We start from the raw sequence: 12,717 nt of genomic DNA on the forward strand, positions 1-12,717 counted from the left end.
CATGTCCGGGGCCCTCATCTTCGTCCTTGTGATCGTCGCCGCGCACGCGCTGGGCACGGCCTTCGGCGGCTGGGCGGTCCTAGAGGAGAACTACAGCAAACAGGAGCACGGCCAGGACCTGCTCATGCCGATGGGCCTGGCCTGGTTCGTGGCGCTGTTCTGTTGGGGGCTTGCTGCGCTCCAGGTCGTCTGCGTCGTCCTGGCCCGCAAGCGCCGCCCCTGGATCCGCGTGGTGCTCGCCGCGTGGCTGATCTTCGTGGCGCTCTCGACGCTCATCGGTCTCCTCGGCTCGCTGGCCGCCGGGACGCCCAGCCTCGCGGCGCTCGTCGTCCTCGGCATCGATGGGGTCGCGCTGTGGGTGGTGTGCGGTGAGAGGTCGGGCCACTGGTTCTCCGTACGCGGCCCGGCGACCGCGCCTCAGGGGTGATCACCCATGGACCACCCGACGCACGAACACGACCCGTTCCGGTCCCCGGGGGAACCGCCGGAGCCGCCCAGGACGCCGCCGACGCCGTGCGACCCGGTGGCGGCGGCACTCGGCAACGCCTCGCTGCTCGGCATCGGACATCTGCTGCTGGGCCACCGATGGCTGGCCGCGCTCGCCGCCCTCGGCACGGTCATGCTCCTGGGCCTCACCGCCTCGGCCGCAGCGGCCTGGTGCGAGATCCTGCTGCTCCTGTGGTGGGTGGCCGGCACCGCCCACGGCTGGTTCCTGGCACGCGGGCGCGCGGAGCACGTCGTACGGCGCGGGCAGCGCGCGGGCACCCTGGCGGTCACGGTCGCGGTGCTGCTGACCGCCGTGCTGTTGCGCGTCGACGCCTACGGGATCGAGGACCGCGTGAACGAGGCCCGCGAGGGCGGCGACTGCGGAACCGCCGTGGACGCGCAGGCCGAGGTGTGGTTCGGCCACCGCTTGGCTGCCGCACCGGTGGTCGACCCCGGCGATGCGGTGGTGGAGGCCTGCCACCGGCTGGAGCGGGCCGCCTCCACGCTGGCCGCCGGACGGGACGGGAACGTCGAGAACCTGGAGGAGGGCTTCGCGGTCCTCGCCCTCGTCCTGAGGAAGCCCGGCAACGAGAACACCGTCGCGACGGTCCTGGACGCCTTCCTCGACGGCCTGCCCACCAAGGACCCCTGCGACACCGCCGACATCACCGACTGGCTCCGCGACCGCGAGCCCACCCGCGACGTACTGGACCGGTCCGCCGACACGGCGGCGCGTACAGGACCCGCCGCGCTGGTGGGATGCGGCGACGACCTGATGGACGAGGACGACTGGCAGCAGGCGCGGGCGCGCTACCAGCGCCTGCTCGACGAGTACCCGGACGACGCACGGACGAAAGAGGCACACAGCGGCGTGGAGAAGGCCGGCCGCGCCATCGAACTGGACACGGTACGCCGCTTGGTGGAGGCCACGACCGATACGTCGACCGGCTACTGCGACAATCCCGCCAAGTACAGCGGTGCCCCGCCGTACCGCAAGGGGTCCAACCGCGCGCTGTTCCTCGGCGACACCGAATACACCGACAAGCTCCCCCGCGACTGGCGCACCAGCGACCCGGCCAAGGCCGCGCTCGTGGTCTGCGCGGACACGGCGGAGAACGGCGCCGCCGTCGAGACGTGCTACTACGAGAACGACCTGTCCGAGTACCTCCCCCACCAGGTGACCTTCCACAAGGTCAAGATCCCGCTGAAGGTCTACGAACTGCGCACCGGAAAGCGCGTCGACCCGCGCGAGGTGCAGATCAGCGGCGGCAGCTGCCCGAGGGTCCTGCACTACGAGTACTACGGCCCGACGGACCTCGGGCCGGGCGGTGACGAGTTCGTCTCCACCGCCAGGTCCGACGTACGGGACGCTTTCCGGCCCGTCGTCTTCCGGCCCGCCGTCGAACGGTGACCATGGACCGCCTGCTCCCGGAGGAACGCTGTCCTCCATGCACGTCCTCTCCCATACTGGGCCGAAGGCAGGGGGGACATGAACACGGAGACGGAGACCGAGCCACGGGCGCCCGCTCCTCGGCGCCGCGAACTGGACGCGCTGCGCGCCCTGATCGTTCTCGGCCTGGTCTTCTTCCATGCCGCCCTCGTCTTCGCGCCGGACGACGACTTCTACGTCAAGAACGCGGAGACGGCGTACGCCGTCACGGTGCTGGCGGGATTCGGCGTGGTGTGGGCGATGCCGATGCTGTTCCTCGTTGCCGGCCTCGGCACCCGGCATTCGATCCGGCGCCGCGGCCCCGGCAGGTTCGCCCGCGAACGCCTGCTGCGCCTCGGTGTTCCGCTGGTCGTCGCCTCGCTCGCCCTCAATCCCCTCCCGCAGTGGCTGCGGCTGAGGGCGGCGGACCCCGGCTACCACGAGTCGTACTGGCGTTTCTGGCCCCGCTTCCTCACCGTCCGTCTCGACCTCGGTGACTTCCCGTTCGTCCTCGACGGCCGCTACTTCGAGACCGGCCACCTGTGGTTCGTGGTGCTCCTCCTCGCCTTCTGCCTGCTCCTCGTGCCGGTCGCGGGCGTGGTCGCGGTCGCCGGCGAGCACGCGGCCGCGGCGATGGCCCGCAGGCCCGGACTGCTTCTGCTGCCCGTGCTGCCACTCGCGTTGCTCAACGCGCTGCTGGGCATGGAGGAGGACTACGCGGGCTGGAACCGCTGGGCCTACCTGTTGTTCTTCCTCTGCGGCTACGCACTGGCCGACGACGCCCGGTTCCGCGCCGCCCTGCGCCGCCTCGCCGTACCGGTCGGGCTGCTGGGGCTCGCCCTGTTCGCCGCGTCCGCACCCGGGTTCGTGGCGGGGGACGACCCGTTCACCGCGTGGAGCCCGCTCGCGCTGGCCACCCGGGCGCTGTTCGGGGCGGCGGGGTGGTGCTGGGTCATGGCGATCCTGGGACTGCTGGACAGGCCCCGGGGAGGTGGTCGTCCCACGGGCCGGGGTGGACGGGTGTGGGGATATCTCACCCTCGCCGCACTGCCGTTGTACGTGTTGCACCAGCCGGTCGTCGTCGCCTTCGCGTACGCGGTGGTGGGCCGGCCCGCGCCGATCCTGGTCAAGTACGCGGCGATCGTGGCCGGTTCACTGGCGGTGATCCTCGTCGTGTACGAGTACGCGATACGCAGGACCCGGGTGACGCGGTTCTTGTTCGGCATGCGCCCCGAGCCCGGACCCGGCGGGACCGCGGTCACTGCTCGGTGAGTTCCTCCAGCGCGATGTACAGCCCGAGGACGCCCACCCTGGCAACCCGGCACCGGCCGAGGACGGCGTGCCCCTCTGCCGCACGCATGGCCCCGCAGTGACGTGCTCGTGCCTGTGGGGACGCGGTGTCAGGGCCGCGCCCCCACAGGCTGCTCTGTGGCCGCTGCTAGGCGGTGGTGGTGATGCGCTTGACCGCTTCGCGGGTGAGTGCGCGGTCGTGCGGTGCGCGGTCGAGGGCGCGGTGGAGGGTGAGTCCTTCGATGAGTGCGTCGAGTTGGCGGGCGGTGTCGGGGTCGAAGTGCCGTTCCAGGAGATGCCGGCTGCGGAGCATCCACGCCTGGGTCAGTTCCCGGTACTCCGGGCGTCGGGCGGCGAGGGTGTAGAGCTCGTGGGTGAGGACCAGGTCGCGTTGCGGACCCTCGGAGAGTGTGTGGATGAGGTCGGTGACCGCTTCGCGCGCCTGCTCCGGGCTGTCGACGCGGCCCAGGTGGTGCTCGAAGACGGCGACGAAGTGGTCGGCGAAGCGGGTGAAGGCTTCGCGGAGCAGCTCGTCGATGCCGGCGAAGTGGTAGGTCATCGAGCCGAGAGGTACGCCGGCGCGGGTGGCGATCTTGCGGTGGGACACGCCGGCGATGCCTTCGTCGGCGATGTGGTCGAGGGTGGCGGCGATGATCCGTTCGCGCCGCTGCGGGTCGGTGTGTCCGGTAGCCATGGGTGCCGTGTCTCAGAGGTGGCGGATCGGCCGGGCGGGGTTGCCGACGGCGACGACGTCGGCGGGAATGTCCTTGGTGACCACCGAGCCGGCGCCGATGACGCTGTTGTCGCCGATGGTCACGCCGGGGCAGACGATGACACCTGCACCGAGCCAGACGTTGTCCCCGACGGTGATGGGCATGGCGGCCTCGAGCTTGTCGCGCCGCGGCTGCGGCTCCAGCGGGTGGGTGGGGGTGAGGAGTTGGACGTTCGGGCCGATCTGGCAGTCCTCGCCGATGGTGATCCGGGCGACGTCGAGCGCGGTCAGGTTGTAGTTGACGAAGGTGCGGGCCCCGATGGTGATGTTGCTGCCGTAGTCGACGTACAGCGGTGGGCGCACCTCGACGTCCTCGCCCGCGGAGGCGAGCAGTTCTTCGAGGATCGGCCGGGCCTTCGCCGGGTCCTCGAGGTGTGCGGCGTGGTAGCGGGCGGCGAGCCGCATGGCCTGCTGCTGTCTGCGGGCGATCGCCGGGTCGTCGGCGATGTAGAGGTCGCCCGCGAGCATGCGCTCCAGGTTGGTGCGAGGGTCGTCAGCAAAGTGGTCCGTCGCCATGCGTACGACCGTACACCCCAGAAGGTACGTTCGTACACTCCCGCTTCCCTTCAGCGTGCCCGGCATGACCGGTGCACCGGCTTGCTTCATGCGCAGCGCCGGGTCACGGCCGTGACGTCCGACCGCCGCGCGCGTCCGCGGCACGGGCTTCGGCCGGGGTTCACGTCCCTCCCCTGTCCATGTCCCGTTCCGACCGTTCGAGGTCGTTGTCGCGCACGACATGCATGGCGGCCTCCTCGGCCCCGGCCGCGCCCGCGTCGATGCCCACGTCGGAGGCGAAGAGCTCCTTGTCGGTGTCCGGGTGGGCGCCCTCGTCCGGCGCGACGAGCCGTCCTGCCCGTTCGGTCCCTGCCTCGGGATCGATCGGTTCCCCCTCGCCGCCGGGCAGGTCGCCGATGCCGTCCGACTCGTCCGTTCCGGCGTCGGGCAGCTCTTGGGCCAGCCGCTGGTCGAGGGTCTCGCCGTCGTGCTGCTCCGACGCGGTGGTACCGGTCTTTTCCACCCCGAGCGGCCGCTCGGGCGGCGAATAGCCCTCGTCGAGAATGTCGTCGTAGCTACGCTCGCCCACTGTGTTCTGGAGGTCCAGAGGTGCGGCGTCCTCCTGCTCTTCGTTCCTGCCCATCGGCTGATAGACGTCGTCCGCCATGCTGCCCTCGGTCATCATCACCGCCTCCGTTCTCCTCTCCGCGGGCCGGTCCCGCTCCGTTCGGCGCGACGCTCGTTCGGGGTCGCACTGTGCATCCCGACCGGCTCGATCTCTTCCTGTCTTCCTCTGTAACCCATCCGTAGGCGCCGGGCGAGGTCACGACCGTGGACGGTCGGCGCGTCTTCCCGCCCTGGAGGCGGCGTAGGCGGCCTCCCGCAGCCTGCCGAGCCTGGCGGTCGGGTGCAGATGCGGCAGGCGGTTCAGACAGGGGTCGTACGAGACGGTCTCCTCGGGCGGAAGGTCGTGGGGCGGCCCTGTGGTGAGCGTCCCCAGGGCGCGCCACGCCTGCCCTGCCTGCGCCGCGCACAGGTGGAACGTGACCGGGGCCGCCTGAAGGGTTCTGCGCAGACCTGCGAGGTCGCCGGGCGCGAAGGGGGAGGTCACCACCGGATGTGCGGCCAGCGTGCCCTCCCGGTCGCCGATCCGGTAGGCGAGCAACGTGGAGTAGGGGCCGGCGAGCGCGTCGAGCCGGGGCCTGGGCAGATGTCTGGTCCGCGGCCCGCTGCCGCTGCTGGTCAGCAGCAGGTCCAAGGGGCGATCGGGGCCTCCGGCGTCGTACACACGCACAGCGAGGCCCAGTGCGTCCGGCAGCCGCCCGGTCAGCCCGGCGGCGCGTGACCACCGCAGCCGGACCTGGTAGACGCCCGGGTCGTCGAGCCACGGCTCGCCCCAAGGAAGACCGGCCGGATGTATCTCGAGGACGCCGTTGCAGCTGACACCGAAGGGGTGCAGAGCGGGCGCGCGGCGTCGGCGCGCGATGCCGCGTGCGGCCCGCGCGGCGAGCCTGACGCCGACGGGCAGCTTCGTTGCTGCCTGAGACATGTGACTGGTCAACGACGATCTGCTCCTGTCGCGAGGGAAGCGGACACCGTCGCGGGTGCCCGTACCGGGCAACGTGAACCCTGCGCGGGCCGACGTACCCCGAACGCAGCGCTTGGCGACGCAGCGCCCCGCTACGCCCCGGAGGCGTTCCCGCGGGCTACCGGGCGACGTCGGTGTGGCGGGCCGGGGCGGTGGGCGGCGTGACGCCGCCCGGGCCTGGACCGGCTCGGGCTGCCGGCGCGTCGGCGACGGCTCCGGTGGCGCCCTCGAAGATCTGCTCGCCGGTGAGCGGACCGGCGGAGGCCGACGGTCCACGGTGCTCGGTCGCTGAGCCCGGGCGGCGTGCCGACGGCGCCGGACGAACGGCCCGCGAGCCGGTTTTCCGCTGTGCCCGCGGCAACGCGTCAGCAGCGTTGCAGGGCAACGCCAGGCAACGGTCACGTGCACGCCGCTCCGACCAGCGGAAACCGACACCGCCCGCAGAGGGACCCGGTGCCAACAGCGATCGCTGTTGCACTTCTTCTCCGGTCGCGGAGCGCATCGCCCCCACTGCCCGCCATTCTGTGATTCCCCGCTCCGGCAATCCGCCGGAAGCGTGACAAGTCCCGTTGCCCCTGCACGGGTTGAATGGACGGAGATCTGTGGTGGACCGGCCTCTGTTGTCCCAGAGAGCGACCCTGGTGTTCCTGCTCGCCCTGATCGGCGGCGTGACCGCGGGAGTTCTGACCGCGCTCGCCGGCGAGGGAACGCCCCGCAGCGTTCTCGCGGGCCTCGCGACCGCCGGGCTGTCGGTGCCCTTCTTCAACCGCCTCATCGCCGCCGAGACCGCCGGCTGCCGCGAAGCGGCGGGTGCCGGCGCCGGAGAGGCGGAAGACCGTGGGTGAGCTGCGACCTCTCGGCAACGATCTCACCGAGGCGTCCCGCGCTCTCGCCCAGGCGCTGCGGGAGCTGTTCGAAGGGATGGAGGTCTCCGTACGACGCTATGCGGCGCGGCGCCGGCGCGATCCCGGGACGTTCTCGCGCTACCTGAACGGGACCCGTTTACCCCCGTGGCAAGTGATCATGGACCTCTTCACGGACCTTGCCGAGCACCGTGGAACCGCCGTCACCACGGAGGCCATCGAGTTCGTTCGCGGCCTGTACGGCTCGGCGGTCGACGCCGCCTCCTCGCCCAAGCACGCGGTCGAACTCCTGGAACAGCAACTGGCCGACGCCGACCGGGTGTCCCGGCGCTCCAGCGTCCGCGGCGACGTCCTGGGCGACGCGCTCCTTGACCGCACGCACCGCATCGCCGATCTGGAGGTACGTCTCAACCAGCTGGAAGCCGACCGGAGCGCCGAACGGGAGCGGGCGGACAAGCTCGCTGCCGCCCACTCCGACGTCACCGAACTCCTCCAGGAGCGCAACGACCTCGAGATGGAGGTCTCCCGCCTGGACAACGAACTGCGTGAGGCACGGGAACAGCGTGCCGCCGCCGAGGCACGCTGCGACCTCCTCGAACGTCAACTGGAGGCCGTGGAGCGGCCTGCGGCTCTGCCCGCCGTCTCGCAGCCGCAGGACATGCCCAAGATCCTCATCGTCGACGACCAGGCGGACAACCTCCTCGCCATGACCGCGGTGCTGGCGACACTGGACCAGGAGCTCGTCACCGTCTCTTCCGGCCGCGAGGCGCTCAAGGCGTTGCTCGACCACGACGATTTCGCCGTCATCATCATGGACGTGCAGATGCCGGAGATGGACGGCTACGAGACGTGCGCCCACATCAAGCGCCGGCCGAGGACCCGCGACGTCCCCATCATTTTCCTGACCGCGATGGGTGTCGATCCGGAGCACTCCGCCCGCGGATACGCCGCCGGCGCCGTCGACTACATGAGCAAGCCCTTCGATCCCTGGGCGCTGCGCGCCAAGGTCGCCGTCTTCACCTCCATCTACCTCGAACGCCGAGGAAACCGGTGAACCAGCGTCGGGACGGGGCGAGTTTGTGGCCGGCGTATCCGGACAGGAGCGAGGTGTGCAGCAGCGCCCTTCGTGAGGAGACGCGCTGCGGCGAGGTGGAACAGGAGGATCGGCTCATGTCGACGGCCGATCGCGTCCGAGGAGGCGGGGTTGCGTCTTCACCACAGCCGGCCCACCGATCCCGGCTACACCCGCAAACGACACGGGCGCGGCTTCCGCTACTTGGACGCCGAGGGGCAGCCGCTGCGCGACCCCGCCGAGCTGGCCCGCATCCGCGCGCTCGTCGTCCCGCCCGCCTGGAGCGACGTGTGGATCTGCACCCGACCAGGCGGCCACCTCCAGGCCGTCGGCACCGACGCCGCCGGCCGCCGCCAGTACCTGTACCACCCGCAGTTCCGCGCCGAGCAGGAACAGGCCAAGCACGACCACGTACTCGACGCCGCCGAGGCGCTGCCCGCCGTACGCGAGGCCGTCGAAGGACACCTCGGCGACCGTGGCCTGACGCGTAAACGGGTCCTCGCCACCGCCGTACGCCTCCTCGACCTCGGCTTCTTCCGCATAGGCAGCGACCAGTACACCGAGCTGAACAACAGCTACGGCCTGACCACGCTGCTCCGCGAACACTCCTGCTGCCAGGGCGGCGCCGTCCTCTTCACGTACACCGGCAAGCACGGCAAGGAGATCGTCCAGACCGTCGCCGACCCCGCCGTCTGCCGCAGCCTCACCGCGCTGCTGCGCCGCCGCGGCGGCGGCGACCGCCTCCTCGCGTACTGGGAGCGGCCCGCCTGGCACAACGTGAGCAGCGCCGACGTCAACGCGTACCTCCAGGAGATCGCCGGCCTGGAGATCACCGCGAAGGACTTCCGCACCTGGCACGCCACGGTCATGGCCGCCGTCGCGCTCGCCGTCTCACAATCCGTCGCGCGCAGCGAGACCGCCCGCCGCCGTGCCATCGCCCGCGCGGTGCGCGAGGTCTCCGGATACCTCGGCAACACCCCCGCGATCTGCCGCAACTCCTACATCAACCCGCGAGTGATCGAGCTGTACGAAGAGGGCGTCACCATCGCCGCCGCCCTCCCACACCTCGGCGACGAGGGCGCGTACGGCATTCCCGCCACCCGGGGGCCCGCCGAGCGGGCCGTCCTGCACATGCTGCGCACGGACGACCCGCCCGAGGTCCCCTCCTAGACCCGGCTCACGCGGTGCGGGGCAGAACTTCGTTGCACAGGTGCCTGCTTCCCGCACGACCCCGCGCACGGGCGTCGCCGGAGAGCCGGACTCAGTTCCCCACGCCGAGGCCGGACATGGACGCGGACGGATACCGGTCGCCGCGCGCCGCGCCCGGTGGCACCGCCTTCTCGATCTCGGCGAGGTCGTCCGCGGTGAGGGTCAGCTCCATCGCGGGCAGGGCCTCGGCCAGCCGCTCGCGGGTGCGAGCGCCGACCAGCGGCACGATGTCCTCGCCCTGTGCGGCCACCCAGGCGATGGCCAGTTGGGCGACGGTGCGCCCCTTCGCGTCCGCGACCCGGCGCAGGGCCTCCACGAGGGCGAGGTTGTGTTCCACGTTGCCGTTCGAGAACCGCGGGCTGACGGCACGGAAGTCACCGGGGCCGGCGGTGCGGCCGGCGGCCCAGTGCCCGGAGATGAGGCCGCGGCTGAGGACGCCGTACGCGGTCAGGCCGATGCCGAGCTCCCGCAGCGTGGGCAGGATGTCCGCCTCCACCGCGCGGGAGATCAGCGAGTACTCGATCTGCAGGTCGGCGACCGGGTGCACGGCGTGCGCCCGGCGGATCGTCGCCGCGTCGACCTCCGAGAGGCCGACGTGTCGCACGTACCCGGCCTCGATCATCTCCTTGATCGCGCCCACCGTCTCCTCGATCGGAACGGTCGGGTCCAGCCTGGCGGGACGGTAGATGTCGATGTGGTCGGTGCCCAGCCGGTTCAGGGAGTAGGCCAGGAAGTTCTTCACCGCCTCGGGACGTGCGTCGGCACCGCCGAAGTCGGGGCCCGGTCCGCGCAGCATCCCGAACTTGACGGACAGTTGGTAGCTGTCCCGGTCCCGGCCGCGCAGGGCCTCTGCGAGCAGCAACTCGTTGTGGCCCATGGCGTAGAAGTCGCCGGTGTCGATGAGCGTGACGCCGGCCTCGAGCGAGGCGTGCACGGTGGCGATGCTCTCCGCGCGGTCGGCCGCGCCGTATGCGTCCGACATGCCCATCGCACCCAGGCCAAGCGCGGAAACGGCCGGGCCGGTGCTGCCCAGGGTTCGTGTCTGCATCGCGTTCTCCTTCGTCGTCGAATCCGTCACCCACCTTGCGGGCGCGCCGCGGCGTACGGGAGCGGAGCGTTCATCATGGGAGAGCCGCTCCCTGGATCGGCTCGCCCGCGGCAAGGGAGCATGGAGCCATGCAACGTGACCAGCTCGCCGACTTCCTGCGCCACCGCCGCGAGGGGATCCGCCCGGCGGAGGTCGGCATCTCCGACGGCCCGCGCCGCCGCACCACGGGCCTGCGCCGGGAAGAGGTGGCCATGCTCGCCGGCATGTCGGTGGACTACGTCGTACGCCTTGAGCAGGGCCGCAGCAGTCAGCCTTCGACCCAGCTGCTCGGCGCGCTGGCCCGGGCGCTGCGCCTCTCCGACGACGAGCGCGACTACCTGTTCCACCTGGCCGGCCACCGGCCCCCGCCCGCCGACGGGGTGGCCCGCCTGGCCCGCGCCGGCCTGGTGCGCATGCTCGACCTGCTCGGCGACACGCCGGCCCTGGTGCTGTCCGACCTGGGCGAGGTGCTTGCCCAGAACCGGGCGGCCGTCCTGCTCACGGGCGACCACACCGGCTTGTCGGGCGACCGGCGCTACCTCGTGGACCGCTGGTTCACCGACCCCGCCACCCGGGCCGTCCACCCGCCCGAGGAGCACGAGCACCATGCCCGGCAGCTCGTGGCCGACCTGCGCGCGGCCGCCGGCCGCCGGTCCGGCGACCCCACGGTCGCCGGGCTCGTCGACCGGTTGCAGGCAGCGAGTGCCGACTTCCGCCGGCTCTGGGCCGAGCACGCGGTGGCGGTCCGGCGCGCCGACCGCAAGACCGTGCTTCACCCGCGGGTGGGCCGCCTGCTGATGGACTGCGAGACCCTGATGACTCCCGACCAGGGGCAGCTGCTGCTGGTGCTCACCCCGGCGGACGCCGAGGCCCGCGAGCGGCTGGACTTGCTGCTGGTGCTGGGCGTCGAGGAATTCCCCACGGGGACGGCGGGCCCGCCCGTCCGGTGAAGCGGCCGGGCACGGCTGTGCCGTGAACAGCTCCGGCTCACCGCCTGTGCGAGCTCTCCTCCCGTCGCCTGGTCACGAGCACCTTCGTCGACAGGTCCACCGCCTTCAAGGAGTGCCCTTCGAGACGCCTTGGGTACTCGCGGAACCAGCAGGGAAGGCGACGAACCCTGGAGGGCACGTCATGACCACACTCCGCACGTCAATGTCCAGGTCACCCGTTCAGCAGGCCGCGATGCTCGTCGGCGCGGTGTTCCTTCTCGTCGGCGTTCTCGGGTTCATCCCGGGGATCACCACCAACTACGACGCAATGGAATTCGCCGAGCATCACTCGGAGGCCAAGCTGCTGGGTCTGTTCCAGGTGTCGATCCTGCACAACCTCGTGCACCTGCTGTTCGGGATCGCCGGTCTCGCCATGGCCCGGGCCGCCGCAACCGCCCGCACCTTCCTCATCGGCGGCGGGGTCATCTACCTGGCCCTGTGGCTGTACGGCCTGATCATCGACGAGGACAGCGCCGCCAACTTCGTTCCCCTCAACACCGCCGACAACTGGCTCCACTTCGTCCTCGGCATCGGCATGATCGCCCTCGGCTTCCTGCTGGCCCGCGGGACGAACCCGACACGGGGCCGCTGACATCGTCCGGCGTCGAGGAACGGTCGCGGCCGTGACGGGCACTTCGCCTCGGGTCGGTACGGCCCCGCCTCGACGCCGGAACCGGCCGGCCACCACACGGGCTGAGGAGGCCCCGATGTCCACCTCCATCACACAGCAGAGCGTCGAGGAGCTCGGCGGCGAGGCCAGTGTCCTGGTCCGGCAACGGCGGGACCACGCCAAGCTCGACCACCTCATGAACCGCTACGTATCCGGCGGCAGGCCGCCGGAGGAGCGGCGGCAAACGCTGAAGGACATCATTCAGCTGACCTTCAGCCACGCCTTCGCCGAGGAGACCGTGCTGTGGCCGGCGCTGCGGCGGCTCGCGTACGACGGCGAGGAACTGACCTCGCGAGTCGAACAGGAGCATCAGGAAATCAACGACCTGGTCGCCGCCGTCGAACGCACCGACCCGGCCGATCCCCGCCACGACGAGCTCGTCGACCAAGCCTTCTCCCTCATACGGCAGGACATCCGCGACGAGGAGGAACTGCTCCTTCCCCGGCTCCAGGAGGCGCTCGGCCATGACCACGCGAGGCTGAGGCGCCTGGGCACCACGTGGGAGACGGTACGGCGCACCGCTCCCACGCGTCCCCACCCGGCCGTGCCCCGCCGACCCCTCGCGAACGTGCTGGCCGGAGTCCCGCTGAGCGCGTTCGACCGCGCTCGCGACCTGGTCATGGCCGGCGCCGGAAGTTCAGGCGTCCGGACGACCGTGGTGGTGAGCGCGGCAGTGATCACCGCCTGGTTCGCAGGACGGCGAGTACGGGCGAGTCACTGAGCCAAGTCGTCCCCGTCGGTGATGCGGCGACGCATCAGTCGGCTGC

At 71.3% G+C, this 12,717-nt stretch carries 14 protein-coding genes; 9 read left to right on the forward strand and 5 right to left on the reverse strand.

Annotation, left to right across the window (positions count from 1 at the left end; translation table 11 throughout):
• Position 1: 1 nt before the first annotated feature.
• The 3 genes from ACIPJI_RS23975 (at position 2) to ACIPJI_RS23985 (ending at position 3,187) form a co-directional block, all read left to right on the forward strand.
• Positions 2-427 (forward strand): hypothetical protein, encoded by a 426-nt coding sequence (locus ACIPJI_RS23975; RefSeq protein WP_356623696.1) that lies wholly within the window; start codon positions 2-4, stop codon positions 425-427.
• 6 nt (positions 428-433) lie between these two features.
• Positions 434-1,897 (forward strand): hypothetical protein, encoded by a 1,464-nt coding sequence (locus tag ACIPJI_RS23980; protein ID WP_402248675.1) that lies wholly within the window; start codon positions 434-436, stop codon positions 1,895-1,897.
• Between the two features lie 78 nt (positions 1,898-1,975).
• A complete protein-coding gene (locus ACIPJI_RS23985; protein ID WP_402248676.1) occupies positions 1,976-3,187 on the forward strand; it encodes an acyltransferase family protein in 1,212 nt (403 codons plus the stop codon).
• Between the two features lie 166 nt (positions 3,188-3,353).
• Here the strand turns inward: ACIPJI_RS23985 and ACIPJI_RS23990 are convergent, their stop codons facing one another.
• The 4 genes from ACIPJI_RS23990 to ACIPJI_RS24005 all read right to left on the reverse strand — a co-directional run bounded on the left by ACIPJI_RS23990 (position 3,354) and on the right by ACIPJI_RS24005 (position 6,021).
• Positions 3,354-3,899 carry a TetR/AcrR family transcriptional regulator gene (locus ACIPJI_RS23990; protein WP_307709896.1) on the reverse strand — a complete coding sequence of 182 codons (546 nt, stop codon included), beginning with the start codon at positions 3,897-3,899 and terminating at the stop codon, positions 3,354-3,356.
• Between the two features lie 12 nt (positions 3,900-3,911).
• Complete coding sequence (locus ACIPJI_RS23995) at positions 3,912-4,493, reverse strand: sugar O-acetyltransferase (RefSeq protein WP_402248677.1); 582 nt, start codon at positions 4,491-4,493, stop codon at positions 3,912-3,914.
• 160 nt (positions 4,494-4,653) lie between these two features.
• Complete coding sequence (locus ACIPJI_RS24000) at positions 4,654-5,154, reverse strand: DUF5709 domain-containing protein (protein WP_402248768.1); 501 nt, start codon at positions 5,152-5,154, stop codon at positions 4,654-4,656.
• Between the two features lie 141 nt (positions 5,155-5,295).
• Positions 5,296-6,021 carry a phosphodiesterase gene (locus ACIPJI_RS24005; RefSeq protein ID WP_402248678.1) on the reverse strand — a complete coding sequence of 242 codons (726 nt, stop codon included), beginning with the start codon at positions 6,019-6,021 and terminating at the stop codon, positions 5,296-5,298.
• Positions 6,022-6,680: 659 nt separating this feature from the next.
• On the opposite strand from ACIPJI_RS24005, the gene ACIPJI_RS24010 reads away from it, so the two are divergent.
• The 3 genes from ACIPJI_RS24010 to ACIPJI_RS24020 all read left to right on the forward strand — a co-directional run bounded on the left by ACIPJI_RS24010 (position 6,681) and on the right by ACIPJI_RS24020 (position 9,165).
• Positions 6,681-6,905, forward strand: a complete 225-nt coding sequence (locus ACIPJI_RS24010) for a hypothetical protein (RefSeq protein WP_310650526.1) — start codon at positions 6,681-6,683, stop codon at positions 6,903-6,905.
• Entirely contained in the window at positions 6,898-7,977 is a 1,080-nt protein-coding gene (locus tag ACIPJI_RS24015) for a PleD family two-component system response regulator (RefSeq protein ID WP_307709892.1), read from the forward strand. The genes ACIPJI_RS24010 and ACIPJI_RS24015 overlap by 8 nt, the downstream gene beginning before the upstream one ends.
• Before the next feature lie 150 nt (positions 7,978-8,127).
• Positions 8,128-9,165 carry a DNA topoisomerase IB gene (locus tag ACIPJI_RS24020; RefSeq protein WP_402248679.1) on the forward strand — a complete coding sequence of 346 codons (1,038 nt, stop codon included), beginning with the start codon at positions 8,128-8,130 and terminating at the stop codon, positions 9,163-9,165.
• A gap of 91 nt (positions 9,166-9,256) precedes the next feature.
• On the opposite strand, the gene ACIPJI_RS24025 is transcribed toward ACIPJI_RS24020, so the two are convergent.
• Positions 9,257-10,252 (reverse strand): aldo/keto reductase, encoded by a 996-nt coding sequence (locus tag ACIPJI_RS24025; RefSeq protein WP_402248681.1) that lies wholly within the window; start codon positions 10,250-10,252, stop codon positions 9,257-9,259.
• A 128-nt stretch (positions 10,253-10,380) separates the two neighbouring features.
• On the opposite strand from ACIPJI_RS24025, the gene ACIPJI_RS24030 reads away from it, so the two are divergent.
• The 3 genes from ACIPJI_RS24030 to ACIPJI_RS24040 all read left to right on the forward strand — a co-directional run bounded on the left by ACIPJI_RS24030 (position 10,381) and on the right by ACIPJI_RS24040 (position 12,671).
• Positions 10,381-11,241 (forward strand): helix-turn-helix transcriptional regulator, encoded by an 861-nt coding sequence (locus ACIPJI_RS24030; RefSeq protein ID WP_402248683.1) that lies wholly within the window; start codon positions 10,381-10,383, stop codon positions 11,239-11,241.
• Positions 11,242-11,443: 202 nt separating this feature from the next.
• Complete coding sequence (locus ACIPJI_RS24035; protein ID WP_402248685.1) at positions 11,444-11,872, forward strand: DUF4383 domain-containing protein; 429 nt, start codon at positions 11,444-11,446, stop codon at positions 11,870-11,872.
• A gap of 115 nt (positions 11,873-11,987) precedes the next feature.
• Positions 11,988-12,671: a hemerythrin domain-containing protein gene (locus ACIPJI_RS24040; protein WP_402248687.1), complete on the forward strand. Its 684-nt coding sequence runs from the start codon at positions 11,988-11,990 to the stop codon at positions 12,669-12,671.
• The last annotated feature ends 46 nt before the right edge of the window (positions 12,672-12,717 follow it).

This window comes from Streptomyces sp. NPDC086835 (assembly GCF_044745705.1).
Lineage (GTDB): Bacteria > Actinomycetota > Actinomycetes > Streptomycetales > Streptomycetaceae > Streptomyces.